The sequence below is a fragment of the Pseudomonas simiae genome (assembly GCF_900111895.1).
Classification (GTDB): Bacteria; Pseudomonadota; Gammaproteobacteria; order Pseudomonadales; family Pseudomonadaceae; genus Aquipseudomonas; species Aquipseudomonas simiae.
Genome location: NZ_FOKB01000001.1, coordinates 60,118 through 76,499 on the forward strand (window position 1 = coordinate 60,118; position 16,382 = coordinate 76,499).

Genomic DNA, 16,382 nt, shown 5'->3' on the forward strand with positions numbered 1-16,382 from the left:
AAAAGCCCCGCCTGATCACTCAGGCGGGGCTTTTTAGTCGCTGCTGGAATCAGGCGAGAGGTTTGCTCTCGTGCTCTGCTTCCTGTGCCGCGGCAGCTGCTGCGGCTTCAGCTTCCTTGCGACGACGACGCACTTCACGTGGGTCGTTCGGGGCACGGCCGTTTTCGGTCAGTGCACTGACCGGGGCTGCTTCAACCACCGGTGCTGCCACTTCGGCAACTACCGGAGCTTCAACCACGGGCGCAGGTTCTACGACCGGAGCAGGCTCAACCACTGGGGTTGGCTCGGCGACCACGACTTCGGCAACCGGCGCTGGCGCTTCTTCTACCACAGGGGCAGGTTCTGGCGCTTCAACCGGTGCGGCAGGCTCGGCAGTCCATTGGAAGGCGGTCTGTTCTTCACGAACTTCGCGTACTTCTGGGGCTGCTTCGACAACCGCTGCTTCGACCACTGGCTGAGGCTCAACCACTGGCGCTTGTTCAACCGCTGCCACTTCAATTTCTGGCTGGGCTTCTTGAACCGGGGCAACTTCCACTTCCGGAACAGCCGGCGCTTCGATTGGGGTGGTGGCTTCGACAACCGGTGCTTCGACAGCCGACGCTTCTACGACTGGCGTTTCAGCAACCGGCGCTTCAACAGCAGGTGCTTCAACGGCTGGCGTCTCGGCAACCGGTGCTTCCACGGTGACGGTGTCTTCGACCGCTGCGGTAGCGCGTTCAGCCTGCTCGTGAGCCTGGGCTTCAGCCGGTGCGCTGATGACCGAGCTGGCAACGGCAGCGGTAACGGCCAAGCCGGCAGCCAGTTCGGCGCCAGTCGGTTCGCTGGTAGCGGCTTCTGTGTTTTCGCCGGTCTCTTCCGAGCCTTCGATCACGTTGCCGTTGGCATCACGTTGACGCTCACGACGGTTGCTGCGACGACGCTGACCACGGGAGCGGCGGCGTGGACGATCGCCTTCGGCGCCTTCCTGACCGTCTTCCTGCAGTTGCTCTTCGCCGGTCAGTACCTCTTCATCGCTGGCAGCAGCCGCTTGTTCGGCACGTGGTTGACGCTCTTCACGCGGGGCGCGAGGTTGGCGTTCTTCGCGTGGCGCACGCTCTTCACGCGGCTGGCGGGCCGGGCGTTCTTCAGCAGCAACGGCAACACCGGCAGCGGCTGGCGCGGTGTCAAGCGGCTCGCGCAGTTCACGCACGCGTTCTTCGCGCTCGCCACGTGGCTTGCGATCTTCGCGTGGGGCACGTGGAGTGCGCGGTGTGCGTTCTTCACGCGGTGCACGTTCTACGGTCGGGGTTTCTTCACGGGGTTCGCGAGGTGCACGCTCTTCGCGTGGGGCGCGTTCTTCACGCGGCGCACGTTCTTCGCGCGGCTTGCGCTCTTCGTCACGGCGGCCGTTGCGGTTACGGCTCTGCTGACGACCGTTGCGACGCTCTTCGTTGCGCGCAGGACGCTCGGTAGCCGGTTTTTCGACCACAACCGGAGCAACAGGCTCTTCCTTGGTGGCGAACAGGCTGACCAGCGACTTCACCAGGCCTTTGAACAGGCTTGGTTCAGGCAGGGCGGCCGGTGCGGCAACCGGAGCGGCGACTTCGGTCGGCACCGGAGCGTTGGCGCGAGCCGGCGCGGTCTTGACCGCGGCTTCCTGGCGAACCAGGGTGCGGGTCGCGGCGGCTGGCTGGACTTCTTCCACTTCGGCTGCGGCAGCGGCGATTTCGTAGCTGGACTGGCCGCTGTGGGCTTCCGGGCTGTCGTCACGCAGACGCTGCACTTCGAAGTGCGGGGTTTCGAGGTGATCGTTCGGCAGGATGACGATACGGGCACGGGTGCGCAGTTCGATCTTGGTGATCGAGTTGCGTTTTTCGTTGAGCAGGAAGGCGGCAACCGGGATCGGCACTTGCGCGCGGACTTCAGCGGTGCGGTCTTTCAGGGCTTCTTCTTCGATCAGGCGCAGGATCGCCAGGGACAGCGATTCAACGTCACGGATGATGCCGGTGCCGTTGCAACGCGGGCAGACGATGCCGCTGCTCTCGCCCAGGGAAGGACGCAGGCGCTGACGGGACATTTCCAGCAGGCCAAAGCGCGAAATGCGGCCGACCTGTACGCGGGCACGGTCAGCTTCCAGGCATTCGCGGACTTTCTCTTCCACGGCGCGCTGGTTCTTGGCAGGGGTCATGTCGATGAAGTCGATCACGATCAGGCCGCCGATGTCACGCAGGCGCAGCTGGCGGGCGATTTCTTCAGCCGCTTCCAGGTTGGTCTGCAGGGCGGTTTCTTCGATGTCGCTGCCTTTGGTCGCACGCGCCGAGTTGATGTCGATGGACACCAGGGCTTCGGTCGGGTCGATCACAATGGAGCCACCGGAAGGCAGTTCGACCACGCGCTGGAAGGCGGTCTCGATCTGGCTTTCGATCTGGAAACGGTTGAACAGCGGGACGCTGTCTTCGTACAGCTTGATCTTGCTGGCGTACTGCGGCATGACCTGGCGGATGAAGGTCAGGGCTTCGTCCTGGGCTTCGACGCTGTCGATCAGCACTTCGCCGATGTCCTGGCGCAGGTAATCGCGGATGGCGCGGATGATCACGTTGCTTTCCTGGTAGATCAGGAACGGCGCGGAACGATCCAGGGACGCTTCTTTGATGGCGGTCCACAGTTGCAGCAGGTAGTCGAGGTCCCACTGCATTTCTTCGCTGCTGCGGCCCAGGCCGGCAGTGCGAACGATCAGGCCCATGTCGGCTGGTGCAATCAGGCCGTTCAGCGCTTCACGCAGTTCGTTGCGCTCTTCGCCTTCGATGCGGCGGGAAATGCCGCCGGCACGTGGGTTGTTCGGCATCAGGACCAGGTAACGGCCGGCCAGGCTGATGAAAGTGGTCAGGGCAGCGCCCTTGTTGCCACGTTCTTCTTTTTCTACCTGGACAATGACTTCCTGGCCTTCGCTCAGGACGTCCTTGATATTCACGCGGCCTTCAGGGGCTTTCTTGAAGTATTCGCGGGAGATTTCTTTGAGGGGCAGGAAGCCGTGGCGCTCGGAGCCGAAATCGACAAAGGCAGCCTCAAGGCTTGGTTCGATGCGAGTAATACGGCCTTTATAGATGTTGGCCTTCTTTTGCTCGCGTGCACCGGATTCGATGTCCAGGTCGTAGAGGCGTTGGCCATCTACCAGTGCAACACGCAACTCTTCGGGTTGAGTTGCGTTAATCAGCATTCTTTTCATGTTGTACCGTCGGTTTCCGGGCTGCCGGAAACGGCGTTCGGCACACACGACTTCTCACGGTCGGTGTCAGGTGCGTCAAGAGTGGTTGGCCACTCCAGTGTCCAGCAAAAACCAGCCAATTGGGCCGGTATCGCGACGGACGCGTCCTGCTTGTTAGCGGTGGTGACAAAGGCACCACTTCAACAAAAGCTAAGGTCAGGAGGAGGAATCAACCGGCGACTGTGGACGAGATGAAGCGTCTAAATATAAGCCTAGTGCTACACGGTCCGACGGTTGTGCATCTCCACCCTACACGTATCCCTGATAATTCGGGTGCTGCCGCGCGCAGAATCCGCAGCGGGTTGGCATTTACCGTGTTCTCCAATGGGGAGTCCACGCTCATGGCTAAACAAGACTAGGTGTGGGCGGTTGCGCTCTCACTCAGCTCTTAACAGGCGTTGTTTCCGAAGTATTCGCCGTGGTCTGGTTCAAGACTGACTGCACTTTGTGAACTGGCCGTAAATATCGGCGCGGAACGCGAGTATTCACTCTGCTTTCTGCACTCGCTTCAGGCCTCATGTCACCTGCGCTTGTTACAATCTTGAGCCTTCCAGGGTGGCGAAAGCCCCGTAGGACGGCCTCGCGTCCTGATGAATTGCGATGGTCAGGGCCGGCAGTTTGCCGCATGTCCTCTGTCCAGGCCGCTTTTGGCGGCGTTCGCGACTATAGCAGCAATGATTAAGTGCTTCAATTCCATAAAAAATTGTTATCATCGCCGCCATGACGACTACCGCCCCCCAGACCCCCAGCGTCCAGCTGCTCGAGGTCTCGCCGGAATATGCCGGCCAACGCATCGACAATTTTCTCCTGGCCAGGCTCAAAGGCGTGCCCAAGACCTTGATTTACCGCATCTTGCGTAAAGGTGAAGTGCGGGTGAACAAAGGCCGGATCAAGCCCGAGTACAAGTTGCAGGCGGGCGATATCGTCCGTGTGCCGCCGGTTCGCGTGCCTGAGCGTGATGAGCCCGTGCCATTGGCCCAAGGCTTGTTGCAGCGCCTTGAAGCGTCGATCGTCTTTGAAGACAACAAGCTGATCGTGATCAACAAGCCCTGTGGCATTGCGGTTCACGGCGGCAGCGGCCTGAATTTCGGCGTGATCGAAGCCTTTCGTCAGTTGCGTCCGGACGCCAAGGAGCTGGAGCTGGTCCACCGCCTGGACCGTGACACTTCGGGCCTGCTGATGATTGCCAAGAAGCGCAGCATGTTGCGCCACCTGCACACCGCCCTGCGTGGCGATGGCGTGGACAAGCGCTACATGGCGCTGGTGCGCGGCAACTGGGCCAGCTCCATCAAGAGCGTCCGCGCGCCGTTGCAGAAGAGCAACCTGCGTTCCGGCGAGCGCATGGTGGAAGTGGACGAAGAGGGCAAAGAAGCCCTGACCCTGTTCAAGGTGCTGCGCCGCTTCGGTGACTTCGCCACCATGGTCGAGGCCAAGCCGGTAACCGGCCGTACTCACCAGATTCGCGTGCACACCCTGCATGCGGGCCATTGCATCGCTGGCGATACCAAATACGGTGACGAGGATTTCTCCAAGGAAATCCGTGACCTGGGCGGCAAGCGCCTGTTCCTGCATGCCTACATGCTCACTGTGCCGCTGCCCGATGGTGGCGAGTTGAAGCTGCAGGCGCCGGTCGATGAGATGTGGGCCAAGACCGTGGAGCGTTTGAGTGTCGCACCTTGATTACAAACTGCTGATATTCGACTGGGATGGCACCCTGGCCAACTCCATTGGCCGGATAGTCGAATCGATGCACGCAGCGTCGATTCGCTCGGGCTATGCGCCGTGCACGGATCACGCGGTCAAGGGCATCATTGGTCTGGGCCTGCCTGAGGCGATTCGCACTTTGTATCCCGAGATCAGCGACGCTGAACTGGTCACCTTTCGCGATCACTACGCCGATCACTACATCGCCCTGGAGGCCACGCCTTCTCCATTGTTCGACGGTGTGGTGCAGTCCCTGGAGGCGTTCCGCGCCGAGGGTTATCACCTGGCGGTCGCCACCGGCAAGGCGCGTCGCGGGCTGGACCGGGTGCTCAAGGCTCACGGCTGGGAAGATTATTTCGATATCACCCGCGCCGCCGATGAAACTGCCAGCAAGCCCCACCCTCTGATGTTGGAGCAGATCCTGGCCCATTGCGGCGTCTCGCCACGCCAGGCGCTGATGGTGGGGGATGCTTCCTTCGACCTGATGATGGCGCGCAATGCGGGCATGGACAGTGTGGCGGTCAGCTATGGCGCCCAGGCTGCCGAGGCGTTGCAGCAATACGAGCCGCGCCTGACGATTGATCATTTTTCCGAATTGCAGGCCTGGCTCAGCCGGGCCCAATAAGTCTTTGTTGGGGTTGATGGCATGAGTGACGAGTGGAAAGCGCCCGAAAAGGCTGAAAATAGCGATGATAAAAGCTGGAAGCTACTGGAGAAGACCCTCCTGGCCAGCGTCCAGGAACAGCGTCGTGCACGGCGTTGGGGGATTTTCTTCAAGCTGCTGACGTTTATCTGGCTCATCGCCATGCTGGCGCTGTTCAGCCCGTTGATGGACATGGAAAAAAGCGCTACCAGGGGTGCCAACTACACCGCCCTTATCGAAGTGCGCGGGGTGATTGCCGACAAGGAGCCCGCCAGTGCCGACAATATCGTCAGCAGCCTGCGTGCCGCGTTTGAAGACCCCAAGGTCAAGGGCGTGATCCTGCGCATCAACAGCCCTGGCGGGAGTCCGGTGCAGTCCGGTTATGTGTATGACGAGATTCGTCGCCTGCGTGCTCTGCACCCTGATATCAAGCTGTACGCCGTGATTTCGGACTTGGGTGCTTCGGGGGCCTATTACATCGCCAGTGCCGCTGACCAGATCTACGCCGACAAGGCCAGCCTGGTGGGTTCCATTGGTGTAACGGCGGCCGGTTATGGCTTTGTCGGCACCATGGAGAAGCTGGGGGTGGAGCGTCGTACCTACACCTCGGGTGAGCACAAGGCATTTCTCGACCCGTTCCAACCACAAAAGGCAGATGAAACCCAGTTCTGGCAGGGCGTGCTCGACACCACCCATCGCCAGTTCATCGCCAGCGTGAAGCAGGGGCGCGGCGACCGCCTGAAGGATAAGGACCACCCCGAGCTGTTCTCCGGTCTGGTGTGGTCGGGCGAGCAGGCGTTGCCGCTTGGCTTGATCGACGGGCTGGGCAGTGCCAGTTCGGTGGCGCGGGATGTGATTGGCGAGAAGGATTTGGTGGATTTCACGGTTGAGGAATCGCCGTTTGATCGGTTCTCCAAGAAGCTCGGAGCGAGTGTGGCGGAGAAGCTGGCGCTGTATATGGGCTTCCAGGGTCCGACTCTGCGCTGAAATCCTGAGGCTGGCATCGCTCAAAATGTGGGAGCGGGCTTGCTCGCGAATGCGGTGGTTCAATCAGCACATCAGTGACTGATACACCGCATTCGCGAGCAAGCCCGCTCCCACAATTGGTTTTGTGGTGGGCTTAAGGGATCTGCACGCCTTCGACCAGTAGCATGTCTACTAGGCGGATCAGCGGTAGGCCGATAAGGCTGGTTGCATCCGGCCCTTCGGTACTCTGGAACAGGCTCACACCCAGCCCCTCAGCCTTGAAGCTGCCCGCGCAGTCGTACGGCTGCTCAATCCGCAGGTAGCGCTCAACGCGCTCAGCGTCCAGCTCACGCATGTGCACAGTAAAAGGTACGCAGTCCACCTGGCAGTGCCCTGTCTTGCTGTTGAGCAGCGCCAAGCCGGTGAGGAAGCTGACACGCTTGCCGCTGGCGGCCAACAGTTGTTCGCGCGCGTTCTCGAACGTGTGCGGCTTGCCGATGATCCGGCCGTCGAGCGCAGCCACCTGGTCGGAGCCGATAATCAAATGCCCGGGATGGCTGGCCGCAAGCGCGCGTGCCTTCTCTTCGGCCAGGCGCTTGACCAGCTCAATGGCGGATTCATTCGCACGGTGGCTTTCGTCGATATCCGGCGAGCTGCAGATGAACGGCAGGTGCAGGCGGCTCAGCAATTCCCGGCGATAAACCGAGCTGGATGCGAGTAATAAAGGCAGCATGGGCGTCTCCTCAGGGCAGCCGGGGATTCTAGCGGGGTGACCGGCTGACGCACAGGGCTGAATTTCCTTTGACATGGCTGGTTGCATCCCTATAATGCTGCGCCTATGTTGAATGACCCGATTCCACCTCACGTTGACCCGCGCAAATTGGCTGATCGTGGCACTTCCCTTCAAGGTGAGTTGCTGCTGGCCGATTTGGAGAGACTCTGCGACCCGCTTTCCGACACTGTCGGTAGGGTGCAGGCCAAATTCGTTTTTGAACGAGATGAACGTAAGTCTGTGGTAATCCACAGCTTTATCGACACCGAAGTCAAAATGGTTTGCCAGCGTTGTCTTGAGCTGGTCACCCTGCCGATCCACAGCGAGTGCAGTTATGCTGTGGTGAAGGAGGGTGCGAATACCCAGTCGTTGCCGAAAGGTTATGACGTGCTGGAACTGGGCGAAGATCCTTTGGATCTGCATGCACTGATCGAGGAGGAGCTTCTGCTCGCCTTGCCCATTGTGCCTGCTCATCATCCGGAAGAATGCCAGCAGCCGGCGGGCCTCGATGACGAGCCCGAACCGAGCGAGGACGAGGTAACGCGGTCCAACCCGTTCAGTGTATTGGCGCAGTTAAAGCGTGACCCAAACGTTTAGGAGTTAATCAATTATGGCTGTTCAGCAGAACAAAAAATCCCGCTCCGCCCGTGACATGCGCCGTTCGCACGACGCTCTCGAGGCAAGCACCCTGTCCGTAGAAAAGACCACCGGTGAAGTTCACCTGCGTCACCACGTATCGCCAGAAGGCGTATACCGTGGCCGTAAAGTGATCGACAAGGGCGCTGACGAGTAATCACTTGTCTGCTCTAGTCATCGCGATAGACGCAATGGGCGGGGACTTCGGTCCCCGCAGCATTGTTCAGGCCTGCATTGCCAGCCTGTCCGCTACACCCTCGCTGCACCTGACCCTCGTCGGTCAACCCTCCCTCCTTGAAGAACTGATTGCCAGCCATCCGGCGGTGGATCGCGCGCGCCTGACGATTACGCCGGCCAGCGAAACCATCACCATGGATGACAAGCCGGCGGCGGCCCTGCGTGGCAAACCCGACTCTTCGATGCGGGTGGCGCTTGAGCTGCTGCGTGATGGCAAGGTGCAAGCCTGTGTCAGTGCCGGCAATACCGGGGCTCTGATGGCGCTGTCGCGCTTTGTGCTGAAAACGTTGCCCGGCATTGATCGGCCGGCCATGGTGGCGGCGATTCCGACGCAGAAGGGCTATTGTCAACTGCTGGACCTGGGCGCGAATGTCGATTGCAGTGCCGAGCACCTGTTCCAGTTCGCCGTGATGGGCTCGGTGGCCGCCGAAGCGCTTGGCGTGGCCCGCCCACGGGTGGCCTTGCTGAATATCGGTACCGAAGACATCAAGGGCAATCAGCAGGTCAAGCTCGCCGCTACGTTGTTGCAGGGTGCGCGCGGCTTGAACTACATCGGCTTTGTCGAGGGTGACGGCTTGTATCGCGGTGAGGCGGATGTGGTGGTGTGCGACGGTTTTGTCGGCAATATCCTGCTCAAATCCAGCGAAGGCCTGGCGACCATGATCGCCACGCGCATCGAGGCGTTGTTCAAGCAGAACCTCGCGTCGCGCCTGGTCGGCGCCCTGGCGCTGCCGTTGATGCGCCGCCTGCAGGCCGACCTGGCGCCAGCGCGGCATAATGGTGCGAGTTTTCTGGGCTTGCAGGGCATTGTGGTGAAGAGCCATGGTTCTGCGGGCGTTGAAGGCTTTCAAAGCGCGATTGCGCGGGCCCTGATCGAGATCCAGGAAAACCTGCCGCAACGCTTGCACGGCCGTCTTGAGGACCTGTTGCCTTAGGCGAATCGGCTCGGGAGTGCTTAAATGTGACCGGCCAGTTCAATTGACCATCCAATCTGTCAGTTTCGTGCACTCCCACCGTAGGCGTGCGCATTTTTGACGACCAGATCATTAGGGGCTTGTTACATGTCTACATCCCTCGCATTCGTCTTTCCAGGGCAGGGTTCGCAGTCCCTCGGCATGTTGGCCGAGCTGGGCGCGCAATACCCGCTGATCCTGGACACCTTTAAAGAAGCGTCCGACGCCCTGGGGTACGACCTGTGGGCACTGACCCAGCAAGGGCCGGAAGAGCAGCTCAATCAAACCGATAAAACCCAGCCGGCCATCCTGACCGCTTCGATCGCCCTGTGGCGTTTGTGGCTGGCGGAAGGCGGCGCGCGTCCGGCATTTGTCGCGGGTCACAGCCTGGGCGAATACAGCGCCTTGGTGGCAGCGGGCAGCCTGACCCTCGGTGAGGCGGTCAAGCTGGTCGAGCGCCGTGGCCAACTGATGCAAGAAGCCGTTCCGGCCGGGCAGGGCGGTATGGCCGCTATCCTGGGCCTGGACGATGCCGTGGTGATCGAAGCCTGTGCCGAAGCGGCCCAGGGCGAAGTGGTCAGCGCCGTGAACTTCAACTCCCCTGGCCAGGTGGTCATCGCCGGTGCCAAGGCGGCGGTCGAGCGTGCCATCGAAGGCTGCAAGGCCCGTGGCGCCAAGCGTGCCCTGCCGTTGCCGGTGAGCGTGCCGTCGCACTGTGAGCTGATGCGCCCGGCAGCCGAGCGTTTTGCCGAGTCCATCGCCGCCATCAACTGGCAGGCACCGCAGATCCCGTTGGTGCAGAACGTCAGTGCAGCCGTGGCTGCCGACCTCGACACTCTCAAGCGCGACCTGCTGGAGCAACTCTACAAGCCCGTACGTTGGGTTGAATCGGTCCAGACCCTGGCGGCCAATGGCGCCACCGAGCTGGTCGAGTGCGGTCCGGGCAAAGTCCTGGCCGGCCTGAACAAGCGGTGCGCCGACGGCGTGTCGACTGCCAACCTCAATACCCCGGATGCCTTCGCTGCCGCTCGCGCGGCACTGGCCTAATCCCCGAACTAAGGAGAAGCCTGCATGAGTCTGCAAGGTAAAGTTGCACTGGTTACCGGCGCAAGCCGTGGCATTGGCCAGGCGATCGCCCTGGAACTGGGCCGTCAGGGCGCCGTTGTGATCGGCACCGCTACGTCCGCTTCGGGTGCCGAGCGTATCGCCGCGACCCTGAAGGAAAACGGCGTGCAAGGTACCGGCCTTGAGCTGAACGTGACCAGTGATGAGTCCGTGGCTGCCGTACTGGCCGAGATCACCGCACAGTTCGGTGCGCCGGCGATTCTGGTGAACAACGCCGGTATCACCCGCGACAACCTGATGATGCGCATGAAAGACGACGAGTGGTACGACGTGGTCGACACCAACTTGAACAGTCTGTTTCGCCTGTCCAAGGGCGTTTTGCGCGGCATGACCAAGGCGCGTTGGGGTCGAATTATCAATATTGGCTCCGTAGTGGGTGCCATGGGCAACGCAGGCCAAGTAAACTACGCCTCTGCCAAAGCCGGTCTGGAAGGTTTCAGCCGTGCATTGGCACGTGAAGTCGGCTCGCGGTCGATTACGGTCAACTCGGTGGCCCCAGGGTTCATCGACACCGATATGACCCGCGAACTGCCGGAAGCACAGCGTGAAGCCTTGCTGACGCAGATTCCGCTGGGCCGTTTGGGCCAGGCTCAAGAGATCGCGAATGTGGTCACTTTCCTGGCATCCGACGGTGCGGCATACGTGACTGGGGCTACAATCCCGGTGAACGGCGGGATGTACATGAGTTAAATTGTGACGGATCGCTTCAAAAAAATGTCATACGAGCTGTCTAAAATCCGTTATAAAGCTGCAACTTAATTTATAGGCAGGTGGCCGACCGGGTACAGGGTGAAGCTTTCAGTTGAAAAGCTGAAATGGCTTTCTATACACTTACCCACTGGCCAGCTGCCTGAATTTGTCCATTAGGAGTTAAACAAGGTATGAGCACCATCGAAGAGCGCGTCAAGAAAATCGTCGCCGAGCAACTGGGCGTTAAAGAAGAAGAAGTGGTCAACACTGCTTCCTTCGTAGAAGACCTGGGTGCCGATTCCCTTGACACCGTTGAGCTGGTGATGGCTCTGGAAGAGGAATTCGAGACCGAAATCCCGGACGAAGAAGCTGAAAAAATCACTACTGTTCAAGCTGCTATCGACTACGTTACTAGCCACCAGGCGTAATAGTTTGTAGTCGTCGTTTGCTTTCAGGGAAAAACCGCACTGCTGTAACGGCGTGCGGTTTTTTCTTTAGCCCTGATCAAAAGTAAACGTTGAAGCAAAAGTGTCGTCATTAGAAAAAGGAGAGTGCTGTGTCGCGTAGACGCGTCGTAGTCACCGGTATGGGTATGTTGTCGCCACTGGGCACGGATGTGCCGAGCAGTTGGCAGGGCATTCTGGCTGGCCACAGTGGTATTGGTCTGATCGAACACACGGACCTTTCTGCCTATTCCACCCGTTTTGGCGGCTCGGTAAAGGGTTTCAATGTCGAGGAATACCTCTCGGTCAAAGAATCCCGCAAACTCGACCTGTTCATTCAATACGGCCTGGCAGCCGGTTTTCAGGCAGTGCGTAATGCCGGCCTGGAAGTCACCGACGCCAACCGTGATCGCATCGGCGTGGCGATGGGTTCGGGTATTGGCGGTTTGACCAATATCGAAGAAACCAGCCGCACGTTGCATGATTCCGGCCCTCGTCGAATTTCACCGTTCTTCGTCCCGGGATCGATCATCAATATGATTTCCGGTTTCCTGTCGATCCACCTGGGCGCACAGGGGCCTAACTACGCCATCGCCACGGCGTGTACCACCGGCACGCACTGCATCGGCATGGCGGCGCGCAACATCGCCTATGACGAAGCCGACGTGATGATTGCCGGCGGCGCCGAAATGGCAGCCTGCGGCCTGGGCATGGGCGGCTTCGGCGCCTCCCGGGCGCTGTCGACCCGTAACGACGAGCCGAGCCGTGCCAGCCGTCCATGGGACAAAGGCCGTGACGGTTTCGTACTGTCCGACGGTGCCGGTGCGCTGGTACTGGAAGAGTTGGAGCACGCCAAGGCGCGTGGTGCCACGATTTACGCCGAGCTGATCGGCTTCGGCATGAGCGGCGACGCTTACCACATGACCTCGCCACCGTCCGACGGTGCCGGTGCTGCGCGTTGCATCACCAACGCCCTGCGCGACGCGAAGGTCAATGCGGACCAAGTGCAGTACATCAACGCCCATGGCACGTCGACCCCGACCGGCGACCTGGCTGAAGCCGAAGCCATCAAGTCGGTGTTCGGCGAGCACGCCTACAACCTGGCGGTCAGCTCCACCAAGTCGATGACCGGCCACTTGCTGGGCGCGGCGGGCGCGGTCGAGGCGATCTTCAGCGTCATGGCCATCAAGGATCAGGTCGCTCCGCCGACCATCAACCTGGATGAGCCGGATGAAGGCTGTGACCTGAACTTCGTGCCTCACGAAGCACAGCCGATGCCGATCGACGTGGTGATCTCCAACTCGTTCGGTTTTGGTGGCACCAACGGTTCCCTGGTGTTCCGCCGGTTCGCCGAGTGATGCACAGCTGGGTCGACGGTCAGCCAGCGGACAGCGTGCCCCTGAAAGATCGCGGCCTGGCGTATGGTGATGGGCTGTTCGAGACCATCGCCGTCAGGGCCGGGCAGCCTGTGCTGCTCGACCGCCACCTGCAACGCCTCGATGAGGGGTGCAGGCGCCTCGCCTTGGTTGCGGATCGTGAATTGATCCGCAGCGAAGTGCTGGCCTATGCCGCCGCCCTCGGCGACGGTGTTCTCAAATTGATCATGACCCGCGGCGACAGCCTGCGCGGTTATGGCATCAACCCCGGCGCTCCGGTGCGCCGTATCTTGCAGGGCAGTCCGCCTGCTACCTATCCCAACGCCCATGCAGCCGACGGCATCCGTCTGTTCGCCTGTGCGACCCGCTTGGCCGAACAGCCGTTGCTGGCCGGTCTCAAGCACCTCAATCGCCTCGAACAGGTGATCGCCCGCGCCGAGTGGCAAGACACTGAGCACGCTGAAGGCTTGATGCTGGATGTGTCCGGCCGCGTCATCGAAGGCGTATTCAGCAACCTGTTCCTAGTGCGCAACGGCTTGTTACTAACCGCTGATCTGACCCGTTGCGGCGTTGCCGGTGTGATGCGCGCCGAGATTCTGGTCCAGGCACAAAGCCTGGGCATCCCGGTGGCCGTGGCCGACATCGATCTTGAGCAGGTGCAGCAGGCCGACGAAGTCTTTGTGTGCAACAGCGTTTATGGCATTTGGCCGGTGCGCGGGTACGCTGCGATGAGCTGGCCGGTTGGGCCGCTCACCCGTAAACTGCAGGCCATTGTTCGCGCGCTATTGGAAATTTGAGTTGATACGAAAACTGGTTGTACTGCTGCTGGTCGGTCTGTTCTCGGCGGCTTTGCTGTTGGGCTATGGCGTCTGGAAATTCGACGCTGCCTTGAAGCAGCCCTTGAAACTGACCCAGGAGCAATTGCTCGACGTGCCGGCGGGGGCCACCCCCACCGGCACCTTCAATCGCCTGGAAGCCGACGGCGTGCTGGATGGCGCCTTCTGGTTGCGCCTGTACTGGCGCTTTAACCTCGATGGCCAGCCACTGCACAGCGGCGAATACCGCATGACCCCCGTCATGACGGCGCAGGGCTTGATCGGCCTATGGCAGCGTGGCGAAGTGGTGCAATACAGCCTGACCCTGGTCGAAGGCTGGAACTTCCGCCAGGTGCGCTCGGCCCTGGCCAAGCATGAAAAGATCGTGCAGACCCTCGCAGGCCTGAGCGACACCGAGGTCATGGACAAGCTCGGTCACCCCGGCGTGTTCCCGGAAGGTCGGTTCTTCCCCGATACCTACCGTTTCGTGCGTGGCATGACCGACGTCGAGTTCCTGAAAAAAGCCTACAACCGCCTCGACGATGTACTTGCTCAGGAGTGGAGCAAGCGTGCCGCCGATGCGCCGTACACCGACCCTTATCAAGCGCTGATCATGGCCTCCCTGGTGGAGAAAGAGACTGGCGTGCCTGAAGAGCGTGGGCAGATTGCCGGTGTCTTTGTGCGTCGCCTGAAGGTCGGCATGTTATTGCAGACCGACCCGACGGTGATCTATGGCCTGGGCGAGCGCTACAACGGCAAGTTGACCCGCGCTCACCTCAAGGAAGCCAATCCCTATAACACCTACATGGTGGCCGGCCTGCCGCCGACGCCCATTGCCATGGTCGGGCGCGAGGCGATCCATGCCGCGCTTAACCCGGTGCCGGGCAGCAGCCTGTATTTTGTCGCGCGGGGTGACGGCAGCCATATTTTCTCCGATGACCTGGATGCGCATAATGCCGCCGTGCGGGAGTTCCAGCTCAAGCGCCGGGCCGATTACCGCTCCAGCCCTGCGCCTGCCGTGAAGCCTGAGGAAGACGCAACGCCTGCGGTGGATGTGCCCGCGCAAGCGCCGGTTGAAAAGCCGATCGAGCCTGCGCCGGACACCGCCGCCCCGCAAAGCCCGCAATAATTCTGACTAAGGACTGCCTGTGACTGGCTTGTTTATTACCCTGGAAGGCCCCGAAGGCGCCGGCAAAAGCACCAACCGCGATTACCTGGCCGAGCGTTTGCGCCACGAAGGTATCGAAGTGGTGCTGACCCGCGAGCCCGGCGGCACGCCGCTGGCCGAGCGTATACGCGAGGTGCTGCTGGCGCCGGGTGAAGAGCAGATGAACCCGGATACCGAACTCCTGCTGGTGTTCGCCGCCCGTGCCCAGCACTTGGCCGAAGTGATTCGCCCGGCCCTGGCGCGCGGTGCCGTGGTGATCTGCGACCGATTCACCGATTCCACTTATGCCTACCAGGGCGGTGGCCGAGGCCTGTCCCTGGAGCGCATCGCGACGCTCGAAACCTTCGTCCAAGGCGACCTGCGCCCTGACCTGACCCTGGTCTTCGACCTGCCGGTGGAAGTCGGCCTGGCCCGTGCCAGCGCCCGTGGTCGCCTTGACCGTTTCGAGCTCGAAGGCCAGGCCTTCTTTGATGCGGTACGCACGGCGTTCCTCAAACGGGCTGCGGCCGAACCTGCGCGTTACTACCTGCTGGACGCCGCCCAACCGCTGGCCCAGGTGCAGCACGCCATCGACGGCCTGTTGCCCACACTGCTGGAGCGCGCCCGTGGCTGAAGCCTACCCGTGGCAGGACAGCCTGTGGCAACAACTGGCCGGCCGTGCCCAGCACGCCCACGCCTACCTGTTGCATGGGCCGGTGGGTATCGGTAAACGTGACCTGGCCGAGCGCCTCATGGCTAGCCTGCTGTGCCAGCGCCCGGTCAACCTGGAAGCCTGCGGCGAGTGCAAATCCTGCCTGCTGCTCAAGGCCGGCAGCCACCCGGATAACTACCTGTTGGAACCCGAGGAAGCCGACAAGGCGATCAAGGTCGACCAAGTGCGCGACCTCGTCAGCTTTGTGGTGCAGACCGCGCAGATGGGCGGGCGCAAAGTCGTGTTGATCGAGCCGGTGGAGGCGATGAACATCAACGCCGCCAACGCCTTGCTCAAGAGCCTGGAGGAACCGTCCGGCGACACCGTATTGTTGCTGGTCAGCCACCAGTCCAGCCGCTTGTTGCCGACCATTCGTAGCCGCTGCGTGCAGCAGGCGTGCCCGCTGCCGAGCGAGGCGATGAGCCTCGAATGGCTCGCGCAGGCGTTGCCGGCGTGCAGCCAGGATGAACGGGTCGAGCTGCTTACCCTGGCGGCCGGCTCGCCTCTGGCGGCGGTGAAGCTGCAAGCCCAGGGCGTGCGTGAGCAACGCGCGCTGGTGGTGGATGGCGTGAAGAAACTGATCAAGCAGGAAGTGTCTGCCACTCAACTGGCCGAAAGTGCCTGGAAGGACATTCCCCTGTTGTTGCTGTTCGACTGGTTCTGCGATTGGTCGAGCCTGATCCTGCGCTACCAGCTGACTCAGGATGAAAGTGGCCTGGGCTTGCCGGATATGCGTAAGGTGGTGCAGTACCTGGCGCAGAAAAGTGCCCAGGACAAGGTGCTGACGATCCAGGACTGGATCCTCGCCCAGCGCCAGAAGGTGCTCGGCAAGGCCAACCTCAACCGCGTGCTGTTGCTCGAAGCGCTGCTGGTGCAGTGGGTCGGCTTGCTTGGCCGCCGTTAAATTCCGTGGCCGACA

16 protein-coding genes are annotated in these 16,382 nt (G+C 61.2%); 14 read left to right on the top strand and 2 right to left on the bottom strand.

What is annotated here, in order from left to right; all coding sequences use genetic code 11:
- Window positions 1–49: 49 nt before the first annotated feature.
- The gene (gene rne / locus BMZ57_RS00275; RefSeq protein ID WP_217628732.1) at window positions 50–3,205 is read right to left on the bottom strand and encodes a ribonuclease E; all 3,156 of its coding nucleotides are present in this window, start codon (window positions 3,203–3,205) and stop codon (window positions 50–52) included.
- Window positions 3,206–3,964: 759 nt separating this feature from the next.
- Here rne and rluC point away from each other — a divergent pair.
- The 3 genes from rluC to BMZ57_RS00295 are packed head-to-tail and all read left to right on the top strand — an operon-like array spanning window position 3,965 to window position 6,578.
- Complete coding sequence (gene rluC, locus BMZ57_RS00285; RefSeq protein ID WP_033901273.1) at window positions 3,965–4,924, top strand: 23S rRNA pseudouridine(955/2504/2580) synthase RluC; 960 nt, start codon at window positions 3,965–3,967, stop codon at window positions 4,922–4,924.
- Window positions 4,911–5,573, top strand: a complete 663-nt coding sequence (locus BMZ57_RS00290; RefSeq protein ID WP_010208369.1) for an HAD-IA family hydrolase — start codon at window positions 4,911–4,913, stop codon at window positions 5,571–5,573. The genes rluC and BMZ57_RS00290 overlap by 14 nt, the downstream gene beginning before the upstream one ends.
- Before the next feature lie 21 nt (window positions 5,574–5,594).
- The gene (locus BMZ57_RS00295) at window positions 5,595–6,578 is read left to right on the top strand and encodes a S49 family peptidase (protein WP_069673251.1); all 984 of its coding nucleotides are present in this window, start codon (window positions 5,595–5,597) and stop codon (window positions 6,576–6,578) included.
- A 133-nt stretch (window positions 6,579–6,711) separates the two neighbouring features.
- On the opposite strand, the gene BMZ57_RS00300 is transcribed toward BMZ57_RS00295, so the two are convergent.
- Window positions 6,712–7,290 carry a Maf family protein gene (locus BMZ57_RS00300; protein WP_010208372.1) on the bottom strand — a complete coding sequence of 193 codons (579 nt, stop codon included), beginning with the start codon at window positions 7,288–7,290 and terminating at the stop codon, window positions 6,712–6,714.
- Window positions 7,291–7,395: 105 nt separating this feature from the next.
- Between BMZ57_RS00300 and BMZ57_RS00305 the strand changes: the two genes are divergently transcribed.
- The 11 genes from BMZ57_RS00305 to BMZ57_RS00355 all read left to right on the top strand — a co-directional run bounded on the left by BMZ57_RS00305 (window position 7,396) and on the right by BMZ57_RS00355 (window position 16,367).
- Window positions 7,396–7,926 carry a YceD family protein gene (locus BMZ57_RS00305; RefSeq protein ID WP_010208374.1) on the top strand — a complete coding sequence of 177 codons (531 nt, stop codon included), beginning with the start codon at window positions 7,396–7,398 and terminating at the stop codon, window positions 7,924–7,926.
- A 13-nt stretch (window positions 7,927–7,939) separates the two neighbouring features.
- Window positions 7,940–8,122 (top strand): 50S ribosomal protein L32, encoded by a 183-nt coding sequence (gene rpmF, locus BMZ57_RS00310; protein WP_003179396.1) that lies wholly within the window; start codon window positions 7,940–7,942, stop codon window positions 8,120–8,122.
- A gap of 4 nt (window positions 8,123–8,126) precedes the next feature.
- Window positions 8,127–9,137 (top strand): phosphate acyltransferase PlsX, encoded by a 1,011-nt coding sequence (gene plsX / locus BMZ57_RS00315; protein ID WP_021491482.1) that lies wholly within the window; start codon window positions 8,127–8,129, stop codon window positions 9,135–9,137.
- Window positions 9,138–9,263: 126 nt separating this feature from the next.
- Window positions 9,264–10,202, top strand: a complete 939-nt coding sequence (gene fabD, locus BMZ57_RS00320; protein ID WP_021491483.1) for an ACP S-malonyltransferase — start codon at window positions 9,264–9,266, stop codon at window positions 10,200–10,202.
- Window positions 10,203–10,226: 24 nt separating this feature from the next.
- Window positions 10,227–10,970 carry a 3-oxoacyl-ACP reductase FabG gene (gene fabG, locus BMZ57_RS00325; protein WP_005790544.1) on the top strand — a complete coding sequence of 248 codons (744 nt, stop codon included), beginning with the start codon at window positions 10,227–10,229 and terminating at the stop codon, window positions 10,968–10,970.
- A 191-nt stretch (window positions 10,971–11,161) separates the two neighbouring features.
- Window positions 11,162–11,398, top strand: coding sequence for an acyl carrier protein (gene acpP, locus BMZ57_RS00330; protein ID WP_003175607.1), 237 nt, complete (start codon window positions 11,162–11,164; stop codon window positions 11,396–11,398).
- Window positions 11,399–11,526: 128 nt separating this feature from the next.
- Complete coding sequence (fabF, locus tag BMZ57_RS00335; protein WP_010208386.1) at window positions 11,527–12,771, top strand: beta-ketoacyl-ACP synthase II; 1,245 nt, start codon at window positions 11,527–11,529, stop codon at window positions 12,769–12,771.
- Window positions 12,771–13,586 (top strand): aminodeoxychorismate lyase, encoded by an 816-nt coding sequence (pabC, locus tag BMZ57_RS00340; RefSeq protein WP_069673250.1) that lies wholly within the window; start codon window positions 12,771–12,773, stop codon window positions 13,584–13,586. The genes fabF and pabC overlap by 1 nt, the downstream gene beginning before the upstream one ends.
- Before the next feature lies 1 nt (window position 13,587).
- Window positions 13,588–14,733, top strand: coding sequence for an endolytic transglycosylase MltG (gene mltG / locus BMZ57_RS00345; protein WP_069673249.1), 1,146 nt, complete (start codon window positions 13,588–13,590; stop codon window positions 14,731–14,733).
- A 19-nt stretch (window positions 14,734–14,752) separates the two neighbouring features.
- On the top strand, window positions 14,753–15,385 hold the full coding sequence (gene tmk / locus BMZ57_RS00350; protein ID WP_069673248.1) for a dTMP kinase: 633 nt from the start codon (window positions 14,753–14,755) through the stop codon (window positions 15,383–15,385).
- Window positions 15,378–16,367, top strand: coding sequence for a DNA polymerase III subunit delta' (locus BMZ57_RS00355; protein WP_010208392.1), 990 nt, complete (start codon window positions 15,378–15,380; stop codon window positions 16,365–16,367). Before tmk ends, BMZ57_RS00355 begins: the two co-directional genes overlap by 8 nt.
- The last annotated feature ends 15 nt before the right edge of the window (window positions 16,368–16,382 follow it).

Excerpts from the sequence above, each read along its gene's own strand:
- BMZ57_RS00295 (WP_069673251.1), top strand. The coding sequence starts at position 5,595 with ATGAGTGACGAGTGGAAAGCGCCCGAAAAGGCTGAAAATAGCGATGAT.
- BMZ57_RS00305 (WP_010208374.1), top strand. The coding sequence starts at position 7,396 with ATGTTGAATGACCCGATTCCACCTCACGTTGACCCGCGCAAATTGGCT.
- pabC (WP_069673250.1), top strand. The coding sequence starts at position 12,771 with ATGCACAGCTGGGTCGACGGTCAGCCAGCGGACAGCGTGCCCCTGAAA.
- fabG (WP_005790544.1), top strand. The coding sequence starts at position 10,227 with ATGAGTCTGCAAGGTAAAGTTGCACTGGTTACCGGCGCAAGCCGTGGC.
- rluC (WP_033901273.1), top strand. The coding sequence starts at position 3,965 with ATGACGACTACCGCCCCCCAGACCCCCAGCGTCCAGCTGCTCGAGGTC.
- rpmF (WP_003179396.1), top strand. The coding sequence starts at position 7,940 with ATGGCTGTTCAGCAGAACAAAAAATCCCGCTCCGCCCGTGACATGCGC.
- rne (WP_217628732.1), bottom strand. The coding sequence starts at position 3,205 with ATGAAAAGAATGCTGATTAACGCAACTCAACCCGAAGAGTTGCGTGTT.
- acpP (WP_003175607.1), top strand. The coding sequence starts at position 11,162 with ATGAGCACCATCGAAGAGCGCGTCAAGAAAATCGTCGCCGAGCAACTG.
- BMZ57_RS00300 (WP_010208372.1), bottom strand. The coding sequence starts at position 7,290 with ATGCTGCCTTTATTACTCGCATCCAGCTCGGTTTATCGCCGGGAATTG.
- fabD (WP_021491483.1), top strand. The coding sequence starts at position 9,264 with ATGTCTACATCCCTCGCATTCGTCTTTCCAGGGCAGGGTTCGCAGTCC.